Annotated in this window: 18 protein-coding genes and 2 tRNA genes; 14 read left to right on the top strand and 6 right to left on the bottom strand. The window is 58.7% G+C overall.

Annotated elements, in window-relative coordinates; all coding sequences use genetic code 11:
- The first annotated feature begins 19 nt into the window (after positions 1 to 19).
- Positions 20 to 973 (top strand): hypothetical protein, encoded by a 954-nt coding sequence (locus tag ACZRKZ_RS11555; protein ID WP_463966973.1) that lies wholly within the window; start codon positions 20 to 22, stop codon positions 971 to 973.
- A 34-nt stretch (positions 974 to 1,007) separates the two neighbouring features.
- Here ACZRKZ_RS11555 and dinB read toward each other — a convergent pair whose 3' ends face one another.
- A complete protein-coding gene (dinB, locus tag ACZRKZ_RS11550) occupies positions 1,008 to 2,066 on the bottom strand; it encodes a DNA polymerase IV (protein ID WP_463967412.1) in 1,059 nt (352 codons plus the stop codon).
- Between the two features lie 279 nt (positions 2,067 to 2,345).
- On the opposite strand from dinB, the gene ACZRKZ_RS11545 reads away from it, so the two are divergent.
- The 4 genes from ACZRKZ_RS11545 (at position 2,346) to ACZRKZ_RS11530 (ending at position 6,908) form a co-directional block, all read left to right on the top strand.
- Positions 2,346 to 2,422: transfer RNA gene (locus ACZRKZ_RS11545), tRNA-Met, on the top strand.
- Positions 2,423 to 2,640: 218 nt separating this feature from the next.
- A tRNA-Met gene (locus tag ACZRKZ_RS11540) sits at positions 2,641 to 2,717 on the top strand.
- A 268-nt stretch (positions 2,718 to 2,985) separates the two neighbouring features.
- Positions 2,986 to 5,628, top strand: a complete 2,643-nt coding sequence (mprF, locus tag ACZRKZ_RS11535; RefSeq protein ID WP_463981652.1) for a bifunctional lysylphosphatidylglycerol flippase/synthetase MprF — start codon at positions 2,986 to 2,988, stop codon at positions 5,626 to 5,628.
- Entirely contained in the window at positions 5,628 to 6,908 is a 1,281-nt protein-coding gene (locus tag ACZRKZ_RS11530) for a virulence factor family protein (RefSeq protein ID WP_463981651.1), read from the top strand. Before mprF ends, ACZRKZ_RS11530 begins: the two co-directional genes overlap by 1 nt.
- 77 nt (positions 6,909 to 6,985) lie before the next feature.
- On the opposite strand, the gene ACZRKZ_RS11525 is transcribed toward ACZRKZ_RS11530, so the two are convergent.
- A complete protein-coding gene (locus ACZRKZ_RS11525; protein WP_149411908.1) occupies positions 6,986 to 8,887 on the bottom strand; it encodes a potassium transporter Kup in 1,902 nt (633 codons plus the stop codon).
- Between the two features lie 302 nt (positions 8,888 to 9,189).
- Between ACZRKZ_RS11525 and rimO the strand changes: the two genes are divergently transcribed.
- From rimO to tsaA, 6 genes are all read left to right on the top strand, one after another.
- Positions 9,190 to 10,530 carry a 30S ribosomal protein S12 methylthiotransferase RimO gene (rimO, locus tag ACZRKZ_RS11520; RefSeq protein WP_463966976.1) on the top strand — a complete coding sequence of 447 codons (1,341 nt, stop codon included), beginning with the start codon at positions 9,190 to 9,192 and terminating at the stop codon, positions 10,528 to 10,530.
- A 114-nt stretch (positions 10,531 to 10,644) separates the two neighbouring features.
- Positions 10,645 to 11,118 (top strand): GNAT family N-acetyltransferase, encoded by a 474-nt coding sequence (locus ACZRKZ_RS11515; RefSeq protein ID WP_133099657.1) that lies wholly within the window; start codon positions 10,645 to 10,647, stop codon positions 11,116 to 11,118.
- Positions 11,119 to 11,189: 71 nt separating this feature from the next.
- The gene (locus ACZRKZ_RS11510) at positions 11,190 to 11,900 is read left to right on the top strand and encodes an rRNA pseudouridine synthase (protein WP_463981650.1); all 711 of its coding nucleotides are present in this window, start codon (positions 11,190 to 11,192) and stop codon (positions 11,898 to 11,900) included.
- 81 nt (positions 11,901 to 11,981) lie between these two features.
- Positions 11,982 to 12,443, top strand: coding sequence for a YehS family protein (locus ACZRKZ_RS11505; RefSeq protein ID WP_133099659.1), 462 nt, complete (start codon positions 11,982 to 11,984; stop codon positions 12,441 to 12,443).
- 131 nt (positions 12,444 to 12,574) lie between these two features.
- A complete protein-coding gene (locus ACZRKZ_RS11500) occupies positions 12,575 to 13,345 on the top strand; it encodes an SDR family oxidoreductase (protein ID WP_463981649.1) in 771 nt (256 codons plus the stop codon).
- Between the two features lie 52 nt (positions 13,346 to 13,397).
- Positions 13,398 to 14,093 (top strand): tRNA (N6-threonylcarbamoyladenosine(37)-N6)-methyltransferase TrmO, encoded by a 696-nt coding sequence (gene tsaA, locus ACZRKZ_RS11495; RefSeq protein ID WP_463981648.1) that lies wholly within the window; start codon positions 13,398 to 13,400, stop codon positions 14,091 to 14,093.
- A gap of 87 nt (positions 14,094 to 14,180) precedes the next feature.
- On the opposite strand, the gene fpr is transcribed toward tsaA, so the two are convergent.
- Positions 14,181 to 14,960 (bottom strand): ferredoxin-NADP reductase, encoded by a 780-nt coding sequence (fpr, locus tag ACZRKZ_RS11490; RefSeq protein ID WP_133099662.1) that lies wholly within the window; start codon positions 14,958 to 14,960, stop codon positions 14,181 to 14,183.
- Positions 14,961 to 15,080: 120 nt separating this feature from the next.
- On the opposite strand from fpr, the gene ACZRKZ_RS11485 reads away from it, so the two are divergent.
- The gene (locus tag ACZRKZ_RS11485) at positions 15,081 to 16,007 is read left to right on the top strand and encodes a LysR family transcriptional regulator (RefSeq protein WP_178114442.1); all 927 of its coding nucleotides are present in this window, start codon (positions 15,081 to 15,083) and stop codon (positions 16,005 to 16,007) included.
- Between the two features lie 6 nt (positions 16,008 to 16,013).
- On the opposite strand, the gene ACZRKZ_RS11480 is transcribed toward ACZRKZ_RS11485, so the two are convergent.
- The 3 genes from ACZRKZ_RS11480 to ACZRKZ_RS11470 all read right to left on the bottom strand — a co-directional run bounded on the left by ACZRKZ_RS11480 (position 16,014) and on the right by ACZRKZ_RS11470 (position 18,079).
- A complete protein-coding gene (locus ACZRKZ_RS11480) occupies positions 16,014 to 16,376 on the bottom strand; it encodes a diacylglycerol kinase (protein WP_149411901.1) in 363 nt (120 codons plus the stop codon).
- 75 nt (positions 16,377 to 16,451) lie between these two features.
- On the bottom strand, positions 16,452 to 17,102 hold the full coding sequence (gene erdR / locus ACZRKZ_RS11475) for a response regulator transcription factor ErdR (protein ID WP_133099664.1): 651 nt from the start codon (positions 17,100 to 17,102) through the stop codon (positions 16,452 to 16,454).
- Positions 17,103 to 17,368: 266 nt separating this feature from the next.
- Positions 17,369 to 18,079, bottom strand: a complete 711-nt coding sequence (locus tag ACZRKZ_RS11470) for a tRNA-uridine aminocarboxypropyltransferase (RefSeq protein WP_149411899.1) — start codon at positions 18,077 to 18,079, stop codon at positions 17,369 to 17,371.
- 193 nt (positions 18,080 to 18,272) lie between these two features.
- Here ACZRKZ_RS11470 and ACZRKZ_RS11465 point away from each other — a divergent pair, with 193 nt between their 5' ends.
- The gene (locus ACZRKZ_RS11465) at positions 18,273 to 18,713 is read left to right on the top strand and encodes a PA3611 family quorum-sensing-regulated virulence factor (protein WP_149411898.1); all 441 of its coding nucleotides are present in this window, start codon (positions 18,273 to 18,275) and stop codon (positions 18,711 to 18,713) included.
- Between the two features lie 397 nt (positions 18,714 to 19,110).
- On the top strand, positions 19,111 to 20,220 hold the full coding sequence (locus ACZRKZ_RS11460) for an LOG family protein (RefSeq protein ID WP_463966980.1): 1,110 nt from the start codon (positions 19,111 to 19,113) through the stop codon (positions 20,218 to 20,220).
- Positions 20,221 to 20,252 lie beyond the last annotated feature (32 nt).

The raw sequence follows: 20,252 nt of genomic DNA, 5'->3' as shown, positions 1-20,252 counted from the left end.
AACCAGATCAAGAGAAGTCATGCTCAAGCGAAACACCTTAGCCCTCGGGGGCGCCACTTTATGTGGCGCCCTACTGCTCAGCGGCTGCGCCAATCAAATGTCGCAACGCAGCGAGCACGAGGAACGCATCGAGCGAAAATTGCTCGACCATAGCCTACAGATCGATGTTGGCGAGCCCAAGGTGCTTGAGCTGCCGCAACGTCGGGTGCGCATTCATGAGCAGAGGACCTTCGAGGTCACTGAATTTGAAGTCACCCGTCATTATGATCGCTATACGCCGTACCAGCCTTGGCGGGAACTCTATGAGATCCCCCTTGGCGCGGTGGCGGTGGTGGCAGGCGTCGGCGCCAACGTGGTCAATGTCTTCGCCCTGGGCAATCTGCCGGACAGCGTGACCCGCGACTGGATCAGCTATGGCGTGGCCGGGCTCAACCCGCTCATGAACGTGCAGTCCCACGGCCGCGCGCAACAGAACCTGGCGGGCATTGATGAAATCCAGCGCGACAGGCGCCTGGAATACACCAGCCTGCCGTGGAGCGAACGCCCGGTCCAGGTGAAGGCCGGCAAGCAAACCTTTGATCTGACCACCGACCGCAACGGCGTACTGCGCCTGAACCTGTTGGACAGCCCGTTTGCCGAGCAGGACCTGAACCACGTCAGAACGTTGCAGATCAGCATTGAAGATGCCCAGGATGACGTGCATTCGGACTCATCGCTGGCCATCAGCAGCACCTTGCGGGGAAAACTGCTCGAAGCTCATGGGTTGATCTACGACGACCTGGAAGATGACGAAGTCAGCCAATGGGTACACCGAGTCAAGCGCTTGTCGGAGCTTGGCCTGGAAGAAGAAGCCAGCGAACTGGAACAAAGTCTGATCGAACTGACCCGCAATGATCCTGAATTGCAGCAGGAATTCCTCAAGGCCTTGACCCAGGATGGCGGACGGTTGGTGGCGGACCCTGGGGCGAACTGACATTGCTTTTCTGTAGAAGCGAGCTTGCTCGCTCCTACCACGGCAATTCCAACTGTTCATTCCCATTGTTCAAGTCTAGCAACCGCACACCAATTCCCAGCAACCGCACCGGTTTCCCACCGCGCTTAAACGCCTGGGTCAGCAACTGCTGATAACTCTCAAGATCCCGCCCTGCCCCTGCCTGCTCCAAGGTAGTCTGAGTGAAGTCATGGAATTTCACTTTGACGAAAGGCTTGCCCGGTCGATAGCTACTGTCGATACGTGCCATGCGCCCAGCCAGGGTGTCGATCAACTCGGGGAGTTTTTCCAGGCAACTGGACAGGTCCGGCAAATCGACGTCGTAGGTGTTTTCCACACTGATTGATTGCCGACGACTGTCGTTCTGCACAATGCGCTCATCAATCCCACGGGCCAGGCTCCACAGCCGCTCGCCGAAACTGCCAAATTCGCGCACCAGCGCCAGCTTGTTCCAGTCCCGCAGTTGCAGACAATCTTCAATCCCCAGCCGCGCCAGCTTGTCCGCCGTGACCTTGCCCACGCCATGCAGCTTATTAACCGGCAACACAGAAACAAAATCCTCGACTTGATCCGGCGTTATCACAAACAGCCCATTGGGCTTTTTCCAGTCGCTGGCGATTTTGGCGAGGAATTTGTTCGGTGCCACACCAGCAGAGACGGTGATATGCAGTTGATTGGAGACCCGGCGCCGGATGTCCTGGGCAATGCGCGTGGCACTGCCGCCAAAGAGCGGGCTGTCGGAGACGTCCAGGTAGGCCTCATCCAGCGACAGTGGCTCAATCAGGTCAGTGTAATCACGAAAGATCGTCTGGATTTCCTTCGACGCTTCTTTATAGGCATCCATGCGCGGCTTGACGATAGTCAGGTCCGGGCAGAGCTTCAGCGCGTGGCGGGACGACATAGCCGAGCGCACACCGTAGGCCCGCGCCTCATAGTTGCAGGTAGCTATCACGCCACGCCGGTCCGCCGAACCGCCGACGGCCAGCGGCTTTTGCGCCAGGGTCGGGTCGTCACGCATCTCGATGGCGGCGTAGAAACAGTCACAGTCGACGTGGATGATTTTGCGCTGCGTCATATATAAGGAGGGAATGGTCAACGGATCGCCAGTATCTCACTCGCACCTGTATATAGCACCAGTACTGTGAATCTTCTGACTCGGCGGCAGGAAAAAAGCCTCATACATTTATTTTCTCAATCGAAACAGACACCCCAATAGAGCTGAAAGCCTCGGCCATACTGGGCCAGAGCCCTTTAAGGTGTTGCCTTGGAGAGCTAAGCGATTGAACCACAAGCGCTTTTCTTTGAATTAGCGATTGACACACCTGCGTATCGCTGTAGAATGCCGACACACAGACGCGGGATGGAGCAGTCTGGTAGCTCGTCGGGCTCATAACCCGAAGGTCGTCGGTTCAAATCCGGCTCCCGCAACCAAACATCGAAAAAGGCTACTCGAAAGAGTGGCCTTTTTTGTGCGCGTCTACTTTACCTTCGCAGCCGCCCCTTCCCTTCTCGTCCTACAAAAAAAACCTTACCCATCGAGCACTTACCGCTCGTAGATGATAATTACCGGCTAACTCGCACTTATTTGACCCATCTGCCGATTAACGGTTGACACCTCGCCGTTGCGCTGTAGAATGCCGCCACACAGACGCGGGATGGAGCAGTCTGGTAGCTCGTCGGGCTCATAACCCGAAGGTCGTCGGTTCAAATCCGGCTCCCGCAACCAAACATCAAAAAAGGCTACTCGAAAGAGTGGCCTTTTTTGTATCCGGTGAAAAAGTTCTTTTGAAACAATGGCATGGCATCCTTCATGAAACCGGATGCGGTTTGTGGAGTCCATTCCATAGCACGCTATGCTGACTACTCTCTAAGACTAATGCGCGCTGTCGCCGGACCCGGTGAACCGCGTTAATATTTGTAATTATTTTGTCCATAGGGATTGGTAACTTGGCTGGATACCCCCATCCTGTCGCGCACAATCCACGAGGTGATTGATGCGCGCCAACTCGTCTGAACCACAAGACACTGTTACAGCGACACAACCGACCCCCCCCACCCGCTTGCGCTGGCTGGATCTGTTGAGCAAGTACCGCCACCCCATCGGATTGGCTGTCACGCTGTTGCTGTTCACGATTGCCTTGATTGCCTGTCGCCACCTGCTGCTTGAGCTGGACCTGTACGCACTGCATGACTCAATCCTGGAAGTGCCCAAGCCTTCCCTGCTGGGTGCATTCGCCGCCGCTATCGCCGGCTTCATTATTCTGTTGGGCTACGAGTTTTCCGGCGCCCGCTATGCCGGTGTGAAGCTGCCCGCTAAAACGCTGGCCTACGGTGGCTTTACCGCATTCGCCATCGGCAATGCCATTGGCCTGTCGATGTTGTCGGGTGGTTCGGTGCGTTACCGGCTGTATGCGCGACACGGCATCGGCGCTTCAGAAGTTGCCCGTATGACGGTGTTCGCCAGCCTGGCCCTGGGTTGCGCCTTGCCCCCACTGGCCGCCTTGGCCACCCTGAGCAACTTGCCCGCCGCCTCTAATGCGCTGCATCTACCCGCCAGCCTGCTCGGCGGTATTGCCGGCGCCGTTCTGCTGTTGTCGGTAGCACTGTGCATCGGTATTTATCGCCGCCGGCTGGCGGAGCAACCTTATCCAGACAACCTGCTGGTCAAGGTCGGACGCCGCACCCTGCGCCTGCCCGGCCGCCGCCTGACTTTCCTGCAATTGATCATCACCGCCCTGGATGTCGCCGCTGCCGCCACCGTGTTGTATCTGTTGCTGCCGGAAGCACCACCCTTTGGTCCGTTCCTGCTGGTTTACCTGCTGGCCCTCGCCGCCGGCGTACTTAGCCATGTGCCGGGGGGCGTCGGGGTTTTTGAGGCGATTCTGCTGGCGGCCTTCGCCGACAAGCTCGGTGCAGCGCCATTGGCCGCCGCCCTGCTGCTGTACCGGATGATCTATGTGGTGCTGCCGCTGTTGATCGCCTGCATATTCCTGCTGGTCAATGAAGCCCAACGCCTGTTCCAGACGCAACAAAGCCTGCGGGTCGCTTCGGGCCTGGCCGCACCGGTTTTGGCGGTACTGGTTTTTTTGTCCGGCGTGGTACTGCTGTTCTCCGGCGCCACCCCGGAAATCGACTCACGACTGGAAAACATCGGTTTCCTGATTCCCCACCGCCTGATTGACGCCTCGCACTTCGGCGCCAGCCTGATCGGCGTGTTCTGTCTGTTGCTGGCCCAGGGCCTGCGTCGACGTTTGTCGGCGGCCTGGATGTTGACCATGGTGTTGTTGCTGGTGGGCGCCCTGCTCTCCCTGCTCAAGGGCTTCGATTGGGAAGAAGCCAGTCTGATGACCATGACCGCCGTGCTGCTGGCCATCTTTCGACGCTCCTTCTATCGCGCCAGCCGCCTGACCGAACTACCGTTCTCGCCGTTGTACCTGGTGGCCAGCGTCTGCGTGCTCGGTGCTTCAATCTGGCTGTTGCTGTTTGCTTATCAGGACGTACCTTACAGCCATCAGCTGTGGTGGCAGTTCACTCTCGACGCCAACGCCCCGCGTGGCCTGCGCTCGCTGCTGGGCGCCGCCGTAGTACTGGTGATTGTTTCGTTGACCTGGCTGCTGCGCACCGCACGCCCGGTGATCCACCTGCCGACACCCGACGAACTGGAGCGCGCCACCAAAATCCTGATGGCTTCGGCGCAACCCGACGGTGGCCTGGCGCTGACCGGTGACAAGGCGCTGCTGTTTCACCCCAATGACGAGGCGTTCCTGATGTACGCCCGTCGCGGCCGCAGCCTGGTGGCCCTCTATGACCCGATCGGCCCCACCCAGCCAAGGGCCGAGATGATCTGGCAGTTCCGCGACCTGTGTGACATTCACCACGCGCGCCCGGTGTTCTATCAGGTCCGCGCCGAGAACCTGCCTTACTACATGGACATCGGCCTGACCGCGATCAAGCTGGGCGAAGAAGCCCGGGTCGACCTGAAACGCTTTGACCTGGAAGCCAAGGGCAAAGAGATGAAAGACCTGCGCTACACCTGGAACCGTGGGACCCGGGACGGCCTGTCCCTGGAGATCTTTGATCCGGGCCAGGCGCCGATGGACGAACTGAAAGTCATCTCCGACGCTTGGCTGACCGGCAAGAACGTGCGGGAAAAAGGCTTTTCCCTGGGACGATTCAGCAACGATTATCTCAAGCACTTTCGCATCGCGATCATTCGCTTCGAAGGGCACCCGGTGGCCTTTGCCAACTTGCTTGAGACGTATAGCCATGACCTGGCCAGCCTCGACCTGATGCGCGCCCACCCCGACGCGCCGAAACTGACCATGGAGTTCATGATGGTCGGCCTGATTCAACATTATAAGAACCATGGCTACGGCCGCTTCAGCCTCGGCATGGTGCCGTTGTCGGGCCTGCAACCACGTCGTGGCGCGCCCCTGACCCAACGCCTGGGCTCGATGGTGTTCCGCCGTGGCGAGCAACTGTATAACTTCCAAGGTTTACGCCGCTTCAAAGACAAGTTCCAGCCCGACTGGGAACCCCGCTATATGGCCGTGCCCGCAGGACTTGATCCGCTGGTGGCACTGGCCGATACCGCCGCCCTGATTGCGGGCGGCTTGACTGGATTGGTGAAACGCTGATGATTCGACGCTCCTGGCGGTATGTATTGGCCTTTGTAGTGCTGCTCGCCCTGGTCCTGGGTGGCGGCTATTGGTTCTGGAACCGCCCCGCCCCGCAGCCGACTCTGGAGCAGTTGCCCCAGGCCGACGGTTCGGTCATGACCCGCGTAACACCGAGCACCACACCGAAAGCACGGGTAGCCGTCGCGGTGATGGCCGACGAAACCCTTACCGACAATCAACTGATCGCTCTCAGCCAGGGCGGCGCCGCACAGATCGTCCAGGTGATCTTGCCCAAGGACGACTGCAAGCTGCAGGAACAAGCCCTGCAAACCGCCCTGAGCCAGCTCAAGGGCCCGGCGACCCTCGTCAGCGGCATCGGCCCTGGCGCAGCGCTGGCCTGGCGCTGGCTGGCCGTGCAGAGCGACGACAAGGCCAATGCCATCTCCGTCGGCTTCGCCCTGGTCCAGGAAGGCTGCAAGGACCCGCTACCCAAGACTGCCGCCCACGGCAGCTGGCTGGTGGCGTGGAACGACAACCCTGACGATGAAAGCGCCAGCTTCGTACGCGATACACCACGTGCCACCACCAGTATCAGCGACTACGATATTCACTACCCACAAGTGTTGAACAACGAGTTGCGCAAGCAATTGGTCGGTTCGGACAACGGTGGCCTGGCGATCCCGGTGGTGGAAGTACCTGCCGGCCAGGCCAAGGACACCGTCACGCTGTTCCTGTCTGGCGATGGCGGCTGGCGCGACCTGGACCGCGACGTGGCCGGGGAAATGGCCAAGATCGGCTACCCAGTGGTTGGCATCGACACCTTGCGTTACTACTGGCAGCACAAAACCCCGGAACAGAGCGCCAAAGACCTCAGCGAACTGATGCAACACTACCGGCAGAAATGGGGCACCAAGCGCTTCGTGCTGACCGGCTACTCGTTCGGCGCCGACGTCTTGCCGGCCATCTACAACCGCCTGCCGCAAGCCGAGCAGCAGCGGGTCGACGCAATCATCCTGCTGGCCTTCGCCCGTACCGGCAGCTTCGAAATCGAAGTCGAAGGCTGGTTGGGCAATGCCGGCAAAGAAGCAGCCACCGGCCCGGAAATGGCCAAGCTGCCGGCAGCCAAGGTGGTGTGCATCTACGGCGCCGAAGAAGTCGACGAGAGCGGCTGCACCGACAAGACCGCCGTGGGCGAGTCCATGAAACTGCCGGGCGGCCATCACTTCGACGAAAACTACCCGGCTCTGGCCCAGCGCCTGGTGGATATCATCGAGAAGCGCCAGGGCAAGACCGAGTAACCCGAAACCGGGAATGTACTCGCAGCCCCACAAAAAAGCCCCCGCTGCCGCAAGGCACCGGGGGCTTTTTGTTGGGCTTACATTTCTACCTGGGTACCCAACTCGATCACTCGGTTCACCGGTAGCTTGAAGAAGCGCAGGTTGCCGTTGGCGTTCTTGAGCATGAAGGCGAACAGCCCTTCGCGCCAACGGGCCATGCCTTCGAGCTTGGAGGCGATGACCGTCTCACGGCTGAGGAAGTAGGTGGTGCGCATCGGGCTGAAATCCAGGTCGTCCAGATGGCACAGTTTCAGCGCCTCGGGCACGTCCGGCTCATCGACGAAACCAAAGTGCAGGATCACCCGGAAGAAGCCCTCGCCGTAGGAGTCGACTTCAAAGCGGCGCTGGGCCGGCACACGCGGGATGTCTTCGTAGACCACCGTCAACAACACCACCTGCTCATGCAGCACCTGATTATGCAGCAGGTTATGCAGCAAGGCGTGAGGCACGGCATCAGGTCGAGCCGTCAGGAACACCGCTGTGCCCTGCACTCGATGAGGAGGCTGTACCTGGATACTGCTGATAAAAATCGGCAGCGGTAGCCCGCCTTCATCCAGACGATCCACCAACAACTCTTTGCCGCGCTTCCAGGTGGTCATCAGGATAAACAGCACAATCCCCGCGAGAACCGGGAAGGCACCACCCTGGAGGACCTTCGGCACGTTGGCGGCAAAGAACAGCCCGTCTACCAGCAGGAAACCGACCAATACAGGGATTGCCAGGACCGGTGGCCACTTCCACAGCAGCAGCATCACCGCCGACACCAGGATGCTAGTGATCAACATGGTGCCGGTCACCGCCACACCGTACGCCGATGCCAACGCGGTAGACGACTCGAAGCCCAGCACCAGCAGGATCACCCCGACCATCAGCGACCAGTTCACCGCGCCAATATAGATCTGGCCCTGTTCGGCGCTGGACGTGTGCTGGATATGCATACGCGGAATGTAGCCCAACTGAATCGCCTGACGGGTCAGGGAGAATGCACCGGAAATCACTGCCTGAGATGCGATCACCGTGGCCAGTGTCGACAGGCCCACCAGCGGAATCAGCGCCCAACTCGGCGCCAGCATGTAGAACGGGTTGCGTGCCGCTTCAGGGTTTTCCAGTAACAACGCGCCCTGGCCAAAATAGTTGAGCACCAATGCCGGCAACACCAGCGCGAACCAGGCCCGGGCAATCGGCTTGCGACCGAAGTGGCCCATGTCGGCGTACAAGGCTTCAGCGCCGGTCAGCGCCAGCACCACAGCACCGAGGATCGCCACACCCATGCCCGGATGGACGATAAAGAAACGCACCCCCCAGACAGGGTTCAGCGCATTGAGCACCTCGGGGTGTTGGACAATCCCATGAATGCCCAAGCCGGCCAGCACCAGAAACCACAGCACCATCACCGGCCCAAACAGCTTGCCGATGCGGTCGGTGCCATGTTTCTGGATCAGGAACAGCCCGACCAGCACCACCAGCGACAATGGCACCACCCAACGCTCAATACCGTCAAAGGCCAGCTCCAGGCCTTCTACCGCTGACAGCACCGAGATTGCCGGGGTGATCATGCTGTCGCCGTAAAACAACGCAGCACCAATCAGGCCGAGAATCACCAGCACCGAACGCAATCGCGGATAAGGTGCCGCTGCCCGCCGGGCCAGCGCCGTCAGGGCCATGATACCGCCCTCGCCCTGGTTGTCGGCCCGCAGGATAAACAATACGTACTTGATCGAAACGACCCAGATCAGCGACCAGAAAATCAGCGCCAGAATCCCGAAGACCCCGTCATGATTAACCTGAACCCCGTACGCCCCGGAAAACACCTCTTTAAGGGTGTAGAGCGGGCTGGTGCCGATATCTCCGTAGACCACCCCGACTGCCGCCACCAGCATGCCGATCGGCTTTGCATTGGATTGCTCGGCACCTGCTGCCTGACTACTTGCCTGACCCATCAATCACTCCTGCCCTTGACCTAAGGCCTTTTATAAACAGCGCGCCTGTATACGGGCACCTAAGCTGTCCACAGCATGCGCTGTTTTACTTCTAGTTACAGACGATTTGTTGACCACCCGGATTCATCCAAGTGCAACGGCGCGAAGCATAGCGCAGCACTCGTCGCATTTCCCTGCATAAAGCTGGTCAAGTGCGTTGCCCGTCGCTAGAATTGCGCACTTTTTGATCAGAGGCGCATCAAGCGCCCGTCCGCCGCCTTGTCGTGCACGACTGGCAGCGTCATTCAATACCGAGGTTAGACATGTCCACCACCATCGCAAAGGCCAACCCCAAGGTTGGCTTTGTATCCCTGGGTTGCCCAAAGGCCCTGGTCGACTCCGAGCGCATTCTCACGCAACTGCGCATGGAGGGTTACGACATCGTGTCCACCTACCAGGACGCCGACGTGGTGGTGGTCAACACCTGCGGCTTTATCGACTCGGCCAAGGCTGAGTCTTTGGAAGTGATCGGTGAAGCCATCAAGGAAAACGGCAAGGTCATCGTCACCGGCTGCATGGGCGTGGAAGAAGGCAACATTCGCAACATACACCCCAGCGTGTTGGCCGTGACCGGCCCGCAGCAGTACGAGCAAGTGGTCAACGCCGTGCACCAAGTAGTGCCGCCGCGCCAGGATCACAACCCGTTGATCGACCTGGTACCGCCTCAAGGCATCAAGCTGACCCCGCGCCACTACGCGTACCTGAAGATTTCCGAAGGCTGCAACCACAGTTGCAGCTTCTGCATCATCCCGTCGATGCGCGGCAAACTGGTCAGCCGCCCAGTGGGCGACGTGTTGGACGAGGCCCAGCGCCTGGTCAAATCCGGCGTCAAAGAGTTGCTGGTGATTTCCCAGGACACTAGCGCCTACGGCGTCGACGTCAAGTATCGCACCGGTTTCTGGAACGGCGCGCCGGTGAAAACCCGCATGACCGAACTGTGTGAAGCCTTGAGCAGCCTCGGCGTGTGGGTGCGCCTGCATTACGTCTACCCGTACCCACACGTTGACGAACTGATCCCGCTGATGGCCGCCGGCAAGATCCTGCCGTACCTGGACATCCCGTTCCAGCACGCCAGCCCGAAAATCCTCAAGGCCATGAAGCGCCCGGCCTTCGAAGACAAGACCCTGGCGCGGATCAAGAACTGGCGCGTGATCTGCCCGGAACTGATCATTCGCTCCACCTTCATCGTCGGTTTCCCCGGCGAGACCGAAGAAGACTTCCAGTACCTGTTGAACTGGCTGACCGAAGCCCAACTGGACCGCGTTGGCTGCTTCCAGTACTCGCCGGTGGAAGGCGCCCCGGCCAACCTGCTGGACGCGGCGATTGTTCCGGATGAGGTCAAGCAAGACCGTTGGGAGCGTTTCATGGCCCATCAACAGGCCATCAGCTCGGCGCGCCTGCAACTGCGCATTGGCAAGGAAATCGAAGTGCTGATCGACGAAGTCGACGAACAAGGCGCAGTCGGCCGCTGCTTCTTCGATGCCCCGGAAATCGACGGCAACGTATTTATCAATGATGCCAGCGGCCTCAAGCCCGGTGACAAGGTCTGGTGCACGGTCACCGATGCCGACGAGTACGACTTGTGGGCTGAAAAACGCGCCTAATTTTGTAAACAAAGTGTGAAACATTGAAAACGCCCTGCTCTTTGACGAGATGCGGGGCTTTTTTAGGTCTATCGTATTGCCATCAGTGCCAATCATCGGCAAGGGGCTGCGGGCATGCGTCAGCATTCGGTTATCCATACACCTAAATCCAGCGATTATCAGGAGTTGACCCGCATCTGGGAGGCATCGGTGCGCGCTACCCATGATTTTCTGCCGGATAGTTACATTGAACTGCTGAAAACCCTGGTGATGACCCGCTATCTGGATGCCGTGATGCTGATCTGCACCACGGACTCGCGCCAGCGCATCACCGGTTTCGCCGGAGTGGCGGCGGGCAAGGTCGAGATGCTGTTTATTGATCCGCAACACCGCGGGCAAGGCCTGGGCCGACAGTTGCTGCGCTATGCCATTGAGTCAATGAATGCCGAGGAACTGGACGTCAACGAACAGAACCCGCAAGCCCTTGGTTTCTACTTCAAACAGGGTTTCGAAGTGATCGGACGTACGGAGCATGACGGTATGGGGCAACCTTATCCGTTGCTGCACATGCGTTTGCGCCAGGAGCAGCAACAGGCCCGCCGAGGCTAAATGAAATGGAGCCGGGATTAACCGGCGCCACACAGGTACAATAGCCGCCCCCTTTTGCTACGGCCCTTGTCATGACTGACCCCACACGCCTCTCCAAACGCCTCATCGAACTGGTCGGCTGCTCCCGTCGGGAGGCTGAGCTGTTTATCGAAGGCGGCTGGGTCTCGGTGGATGGCGAAGTGATCGACGAGCCGCAGTTCAAAGTCACGACGCAAAAGATCGAGCTTGATCCAGAAGCCAAGGCCACGGCCCCTGAACCGGTGACGATCCTGCTGCATGCGCCGACTGGCGAGGATGCCGAAAGCGCGATGCAGACCATCAGCGCCGAGACCCTGTCCGAGGAACACCGCTACGGCAAACGGCCGCTCAAGGGGCACTTCCTGCGCCTGAGCGCCAGCTCCGACCTGCAAGCCAATGCCAGCGGCCTGTTGGTGTTTACCCAGGACTGGAAAATCCTGCGCAAACTGACGGCCGATGCCAACAAGATCGAACAGGAATACGTGGTGGAAGTGTCCGGCGACATGGTTGCCCATGGCCTGAACCGCCTAAACCATGGCATGACTTACAAAGGCAAGGAGTTGCCAGCGGTGAAAGCCAGTTGGCAGAACGAGAACCGCCTGCGCTTTGCGTTGAAAAATCCGCAACCGGGTGTGATTGCCTTGTTCTGCGAAGCCGTTGGCTTGAAGGTCGTCGCCATTCGACGCATCCGCATTGGCGGAGTCTCCATCGGCAAGGTGCCGGTGGGCCAATGGCGCTATCTGTCCGGCAAAGAGAAGTTTTAACCCCTCTCTTTTTTGCCTCCGAACCTCTCGACACCGCCTTCCTTGGGCGGTGCTCACAGTTGAATGACCAGGATTGCCCACATGATTCACAACGACGTACTGCGCAGCGTGCGCTACATGCTCGACATCAACGACAACAAAGTTGTCGAGATCATCAAACTCGGCGGCATGGACGTTACCAAGGAAGACCTGCTCACCTACCTCAAAAAGGACGAGGAAGAAGGCTTCGTGTTTTGCCCGGACGAAGTCATGGCCCATTTCCTCGATGGCCTGGTGATCTTCAAGCGTGGCAAGGATGAAAGCCGTCCACCGCAGCCGATCGACCTGCCGATAACCAACAACATCATCCTGAAGAAACTGCGTGTGGCCTTCGAACTGAAGGAAGACGACATGCACGCGATCCTCAAGGCCTCCGAGTTCCCGGTGTCCAAGCCTGAGCTGAGCGCGCTGTTTCGCAAGTTCGGCCACACCAACTACCGCACCTGTGGCGATCAGTTGCTGCGCAACTTCCTCAAGGGCCTGACGCTGCGCGTTCGCACCTGATTGATTGGCTTGCGGCGGCCTTCGGGCCCCGCAGGCAGGCATGACCCTTCATTCCGTTGAAAAATAGTGGCTCCGCTTCCGGCGGCTGGCGACTAGGGTGAGTCCTCTCCCCCTTTCGTTCAGGATCGCCCATGCACCCTTACTTCTCTCTGCAAGGCCGCACCGCCCTGGTGACCGGCGGCACCCGTGGTATCGGCAAGATGATCGCCAAGGCCTTTGTCGAGGCCGGCGCCATTGTCTACGTCTGCGCCCGTGACGCCGAGGCCTGCGAGCAAACCGCAATCGAGTTGAGTGCTTTTGGTGAGTGCCATGGTTTGGCCGCCAATCTGGCCCATGAAGAAGGTGTCGAGCGATTGGCAGCGCACCTGGGCGAGCGAGTCGGCCAGTTGGACATTCTGGTCAATAACGCCGGCACCACCTGGGGCGCACCGCTGGAAAGCTACCCGATAAAGGGCTGGGAAAAGGTCATGCAATTGAACGTGACTTCGGTGTTCAACTGCATCCAGCAATTGCTGCCACTGCTGCGCAAGGCGGGGTCAGCGGCCAACCCGGCGCGGATCATCAATATCGGCTCGGTCGCCGGGATTTCCTCGTTTGGCGAGCAAGCATATGCCTATGGGCCAAGCAAGGCGGCCCTACACCAGCTGTCGCGGATTCTGGCGCGGGAGTTGGTGAGCCAGCACATCAACGTCAATGTGATCGCCCCAGGGCGTTTTCCGAGCAAGATGACTCAGCATATCGGCAACGATGAGCAGGCCCTGGCTGAAGACACGGCGCTGATCCCAATGAAACGCTGGGGCCGTGAGGAGGAGATGGCGGCGCTGGCGATCAGTCTGGCGAGCACGGCCGGTGCCTATATGACCGGCAATATTATTCCGCTGGATGGCGGGTTCAGTCTCTGAAGTCGGCGGCTCGGGTTATCATGCCCGCCTTACCCCGCTTCGACCCCAGACCATGACCTACAGTGTTTCACCCATCGGCTTCGTCCGCTCCTGCTTTAAGGAGAAGTTCGCCATTCCCCGCCAACCGCAACTGGCACCCGCCGCCCGTGGCGTTCTGGAACTGGTGGCGCCGTTCGATCAGGGGGACGCGGTACAAGGCCTGGAGCAGGTCAGTCATGTGTGGTTGCTGTTCCTGTTTCACCAGGCGCTGGAAGACAAACCCCGGCTGAAAGTCCGCCCACCGCGCCTGGGCGGCAACAAGTCCATGGGGGTATTTGCTACCCGCGCTACCCATCGGCCCAACGGTATTGGGCAATCGGTGGTCAAACTGGACAAGGTGGAAGCCAATCGCCTGTGGATATCCGGCATCGACCTGCTGGACGGTACGCCGGTTCTCGACATCAAACCTTATGTGCCTTACGCCGACATCATCGATACAGCGACCAATAGCATCGCCAGCGCTGCGCCGCAGCTGATTCCCGTGCAATGGCTGAAGTCTGCCCTGCAACAGGCACACGACCATGCTCAGCGCCTTGACGAGCCATTGGTGGCGTTGATTGAACAGTGTCTGGCGCAAGACCCACGGCCGGCGTACCAGGTTCCCACGCCAGAGCGCGAGTATGGCGCGCAGTTATGGGATGTGGATGTGCGTTGGCACTACCCAGAGGTTGGGATAATTTGTGTGTTGGAAGTGGTCGCGGCCGAGTAAACCCCAGAAACGAAAAAGCCCGCGCTGCCAGGGAAGGCAACGCGGGCTTTTTCATGTACGACTCTCGCGCCTACAAGTGACCCGAAGTCACTTCTCGACGAATGCACGCTCGATCAAGTAGTCACCCGGATCACGCATCCGTGGCGAAACTTTCAGGCCGAAGCTGTTCAATACTTCGCTGGTCTCATCAAGCATGCTCGGGCTACCGCACAGCATGGCGCGGTCGTCCTGAGGGTTGATCGGAGGCAGGCCGATGTCGCTGAACAGCTTGCCGCTGCGCATCAGGTCGGTCAGGCGGCCTTCGTTTTCGAACGGCTCGCGAGTCACGGTTGGGTAGTAGATCAACTTGTCACGCAGGGCCTCGCCGAAGAATTCGTTCTGCGGCAGGTGCTCGGTGATGAATTCGCGGTAAGCGACTTCGTTGACGTAACGCACGCCGTGGCACAGGATCACTTTTTCAAAGCGCTCGTAGGTTTCCGGGTCCTGGATCACGCTCATGAACGGTGCCAGGCCGGTACCAGTGCTGAGCAGGTACAAATGTTTGCCCGGTTTCAAATCGTCCAGCACCAGGGTGCCAGTCGGTTTTTTGCTGACGATGATCTCGTCGCCTTCCTTCAGATGCTGCAATTGGGAAGTCAGCGGGCCATCCGGGACCTTGATGCTGAAGAACTCCAGATGCTCTTCCCAGTTCGGGCTGGCAATGGAGTAAGCGCGCATGAGCGGGCGGCCGTTGGGTTGTTGCAGGCCGATCATCACGAACTGACCGTTCTCGAAGCGCAGGCCCGGATCACGGGTGCACTTGAAGCTGAACAGAGTGTCGTTCCAGTGATGAACACTGAGGACACGCTCGTGGTTCATGTTGCTCATGTACGGGGGACTCCTGGAAATTTGTCTGCACCAATGGATGCGCAATTGCACAGCATTCTAATGGCGGTGACAATATCTGTTAACTGGATTATTAAGATAAGGGTTATCGGTTATATAGATATGCGATTTACTCTACGTCAACTGCAAGTCTTCGTCGCCGTCGCCCAGCAGGAAAGCGTCTCGCGCGCTGCTGGCCTTCTGGCCTTATCCCAATCCGCCGCCAGCACCTCAATCACCGAGCTGGAACGTCAATCCAGCTGCCAATTGTTCGATCGCGCCGGCAAACGCCTGAGCCTCAATGCCCTCGGACACCAGCTTCTGCCTCAGGCTGTGGCCCTTCTGGACCAGGCCAAAGAGATCGAAGACCTGCTCAACGGCAAGTCCGGCGTTGGCTCCCTGGCTGTCGGCGCCACGCTGACCATCGGCAATTATCTCGCCACGCTGCTGATCGGTAGCTTCATGCAGCAGCACCCCGAGAGTCAGGTGAAGCTGCATGTACAGAACACTGCACATATCGTGCATCAGGTTGCGCATTACGAAATTGATCTGGGTCTAATCGAAGGCGACTGCAGCCACCCGGACATCGAGGTGCAAACCTGGGTCGAAGACGAACTAGTGGTGTTCTGCGCCCCACAGCATCACTTGGCCCTGCGCGGCCAGGCGAGCATGAAAGAGTTGACTCAGGAGGCCTGGATCCTGCGCGAACAAGGCTCCGGCACCCGCCTGACCTTCGACCAGGCCATGCGTCATCACCGCAGCGCCTTGAATATTCGCCTGGAACTGGAACACACCGAGGCCATAAAGCGCGCGGTGGAGTCGGGACTTGGGATTGGCTGCATTTCCCGGCTGGCGCTGCGCGATGCATTTCGCCGCGGAAGCCTGGTACCGGTGGAAACCCCGGACCTGGACCTGGCGCGGCAGTTCTACTTCATCTGGCACAAGCAGAAGTACCAGACCTCAGCAATGCGTGAGTTTCTGGAACTGTGCCGCGCCTTCACCGCCGGGATTCAGCGCAGCGACGAGATCGTGCTGCCGAGTATTGCCTGACTTTTGTCAGATCAGAATCACGGCCCACACCGCCGTGATCATGGTCAACGCCACGAACTGCGCCGCGCTGCCCATGTCCTTGGCGTTCTTCGACAAGGGGTGGCGATCCAGGGAAATCCGGTCAATCGCCGCCTCTACTGCCGAGTTGAGCAATTCGACGATCAGCGCCAACAGGCAGACCGCAATTAACAGAGCCCGCTCTACACGACTGACATTCAGGAAGAAACTCAACGGAATCAGGATAACGTTGAGCAGTACCAACTGACGAAATGCCGCCTCGCCGGTGAACGCCGCACGCAGGCCATCGAACGAGTAACCGCTGGCGTTAAGGATACGTTTTAGACCGGTTTGACCTTTGAAAGGCGACATAGAGTAGGCAACTGCACAAAAAGGAGTGGGGAAGCTAGAGCACGCAGAGTCAAAAAAACGTGAACGGATCAAGCCTCAATCTTTCGAAATTGACTCAAGTTGTTGCAAGAGTAACGCCGCCTGGGTCCGCGTACGCACCCCCAGCTTGCGAAAAATAGCCGTCACATGAGCCTTGATGGTCGCTTCGGACACGCTCAGTTCATAGGCAATCTGCTTGTTCAACAGGCCTTCACAGACCATGGTCAGCACCCGAAACTGCTGGGGTGTCAGGCTGGCCAGGCCATCGCGAGCGGCCTTGGCTGCATCGGAGATATTGACCTCCTCGAATGCCTGCGGCGGCCATGAGACATCACCGTCCAACACACTGCGTACAGCTTTCTGAATGTCTTCCATGGAGCTGGATTTGGGAATGAAACCGCTGGCACCAAACTCCTTGGAACGCACCACCACTGCCGCCTCTTCCTGGGCCGAGACCATCACCACGGGAATCTGCGGGTATTGCCCTCTCAAGAGCACAAGCCCTGAAAAACCATACGCACCGGGCATGTTCAGATCCAACAGCACCAGATCCCAATCAGACTTTTCGCTGAGACGGGTTTCCAGTTCGGCAATGCTGGCGACCTCGACCAATCGCACATCGGGCCCCAGGCCCAGCGTGACGGCTTGGTGCAACGCACTGCGAAAGAGAGGGTGGTCATCGGCAATCAGGATTTCGTATGTGGCCATTCTTTTAAATGATCCTGTTTTTTATGGGAACACCGATGGGTTCGGTGCTCGCCAACGCAACACAAGGTGACCGCCAGGCAGCGGTCACCACAGGGCGCGTTCAACGTCAAAAACGCAAAAAAGCGACGTCTCAAATCCACGGCGGCGCCCTAATCGGCGCCAAGCATGCCCAGCGTAGCCTGGGTGGTCAAGCACTACGCCCGAGGGCATTTTAGCGGGCACGCCATTTACAGTGCCATCATGCAAACGTCGTCTGGCCATGACAGCTATAGATAAGGTGTCAAGCGAGTATGAACGATGTCTGTCGGGTCCAGTGCCAATTGATACTTGGCAGCCAGATAGTGGGTACTGAAAACATCCAGGTAGGCGTCCAGTACTTCGCCGGCCAACTGATCGTCGGCCAGTTCCAAACACAAGGCGGCCACCTCGGCTGTACAGAAATGGTCATCCCGCTTGGAGCGACGCAGCTTGTAGCGCGACAGTTGCTCAGGCTCCAGGCTCAGTACCGGCAAGTGTTCAAGGTAAGGGCTCTTGCGAAACATCTTGCGGGCTTCACTCCACGTGCCATCCAACAGAATGAACAGCGGGCGCTTGCCTTGCTCCAGCTTGACCTGGTTAACCACACGCTCCGGGGCGACAAATTCGCCAGGGAAAACGATATAAGGCTGCCACTGCGGATCAGCCAACAAACTCAGCAACTGCGGCTCAACCTCGGTGCGCGACCAGGGAAATGCGCTGGTGTCGTCAATCACATCGGCAATCAGCCAGCCGGTATTGCTGGGTTTGAGCGGCTCCACATCATGCATCAGCAGGCACATAGCGGATTTGGCGTTCACTTTCGGGCGCCAGGCGCACAGGCAATATTCTGGAATCACCCTGCAGCCGGGACACCGCTCGGCACGTGAACCCCGGGCGACAAACGGTTTGATGGCGCGAGCCAGGCGCTGGGCGCGCAAGCGGGAGACGGCATGACTCATCGGGTGCGGCGCCGTAAACATGAAAAAATCGACACGGATAGAACTCGGGAAGGCGAAAGTCGCCGCAGTTTACCAGAGCCTTGCCCGTTCAATACGCCTGGCCGTGGCCCCAAGGCGCCCCTATAATCGCGCGCCACTGAACGCATAGCGCAGTGGCTGGTCATAGCACCAGTAACCGAATCAGGAGAGTTTGATGCTGCGTCTTATGTCGCGTTTTGTTGCCCCGTCCATCGCCCTCGCGCTGGTTTTGCCTGTAGGCGCCCAAGCTGCGTCCTTGCTGGAGGCTCAACTGAACAAGAAGCTGCAAAGCGTCGCGGCGGAAAGCAATAAAGACCTGCCAAGGGAGATTGATGAGAAAACCCTGGAAGTGGCCTACACCGTAGAAGGGCTACAACTGATTGATCATCTCAGCGTAATGCCTGACCGTGCTGAGCAAATGCGCGCCAACCCCAAGGCAGTGTATTTCCAGCTGGGCCAAAGCGTGTGCTTGAACAAGGGTTATCGCGAGCTGATGGCCAAGGGCGCCGTGATGCGCTACGAAATTACCGAGAACAAGTCCAATCGCCCGGTGGCTTCGGTGAAGTTCCAAGAGGCTGACTGCCCGGCACCGGCCGCTGCAAAGAAGAAAAAGTAAGACGCCCTACTGTCGCGCGCTGCTGATCAGCGGCGCGCAATACACCCTCCTGTAATACCCCCCCGCTTCCCTGACCAGTACCCAATAAGCTATTGCCAGCCATGACTTTATGGGCTCATGATCAAATCAGGCTGATGACCTGCACCGTCCGGTTTACACGCCACCCTGTAACACTTCCAGGGCAAAAGAGGGTTGCCCTCGCATGACTTGCAGTGCAAAGGTTTTTAATCACAGGGAACATACAGAGCCGGTTTCGCCCACCTCCGCTACCAGAGGCCCGACGAACCCCGTGTAGTGCCCGGCAACGCCGCCGAGGCAGGCAGCGACACATACAAGTGTCGTGGCGCCAACGAATTTCTCGTGGGCACCCAGGGTTCTGTGAAGAAGGAGAAGTTGAATGCCTTACGAACCGAATGACCTTCTGATCCGTCATTTTCAAGACAACGGGACCGACCTCACGCAGCAGGTCGAAGCGCAACTCAATCTGATTGCCCCCAGCAGCCCGAACATTCCTCTTTATCGCGACATGATCCTTACCGTGCTGCGCATGGCGCAGGATGACCGCAACCGCTGGAATGCCAAGATTACCTTGAAGGCAATCCGCGAACTGGACCACGCCTTTCGGGTATTGGAACAGTTCAAGGGCCGGCGCAAGGTCACTGTGTTCGGCTCGGCGCGCACCCCCGTGGAAAGCCCGCTCTATGCATTGGCTCGCGAAGTGGGCGCGGCCCTCGCACGCTCAGACCTGATGGTCATCACCGGCGGCGGTGGCGGCATCATGGCCGCCGCCCACGAAGGTGCCGGCCTGGAACACAGCCTAGGATTCAATATCACCCTGCCCTTCGAACAGCACGCCAACCCGACCATTGATGGTACGGAAAACCTGCTGTCCTTCCACTTCTTCTTTACCCGCAAGCTGTTCTTCGTCAAGGAGGCCGATGGGTTGGTGCTGTGCCCAGGTGGTTTCGGCACCCTTGATGAAGCACTGGAAGTTTTGACCCTGATCCAGACCGGCAAGAGCCCGCTGGTTCCCGTGGTGCTGCTGGATGCACCGGGTGGCGGTTTCTGGCAAGGCGCCCTGGACTTTATCCGCAGCCAGTTGGAAGCCAATCTCTATATCTTGCCCACCGATCTCAAACTGGTTCGCCTGGTGTACAGCGCCGAGGAGGCGGTAAATGAAATCAACCAGTTCTACGCCAACTTCCACTCCACCCGCTGGCTGAAGCGTCAGTTTGTGATCCGAATGAATCATCCCCTGAGTGATCGCGCATTAGCGCATATACAGGAAGCCTTTGCGGACCTGCGACTCAGTGATGACTTCCATCAGCACGCCTACGCGGGCGAGGAACACGATGAGTCGCACTTCAGCCACCTGACGCGATTGGCATTCAATTTTAATGGCCGTAACCAGGGTCGATTGCGGGAGTTGGTGGACTACATCAACTTACCGGAGAACTGGGCCGAGGCTCAGGGGAAGACGCAACAACGGGTACAGGAGCCCGCGTAAAATCAGAGGCAAAAAATGGCCCGCTACTTTCA

It is taken from the genome of Pseudomonas sp. c313 (genome assembly GCF_055407145.1).
This window is presented reverse-complemented; position numbering and strand designations above follow the sequence as displayed.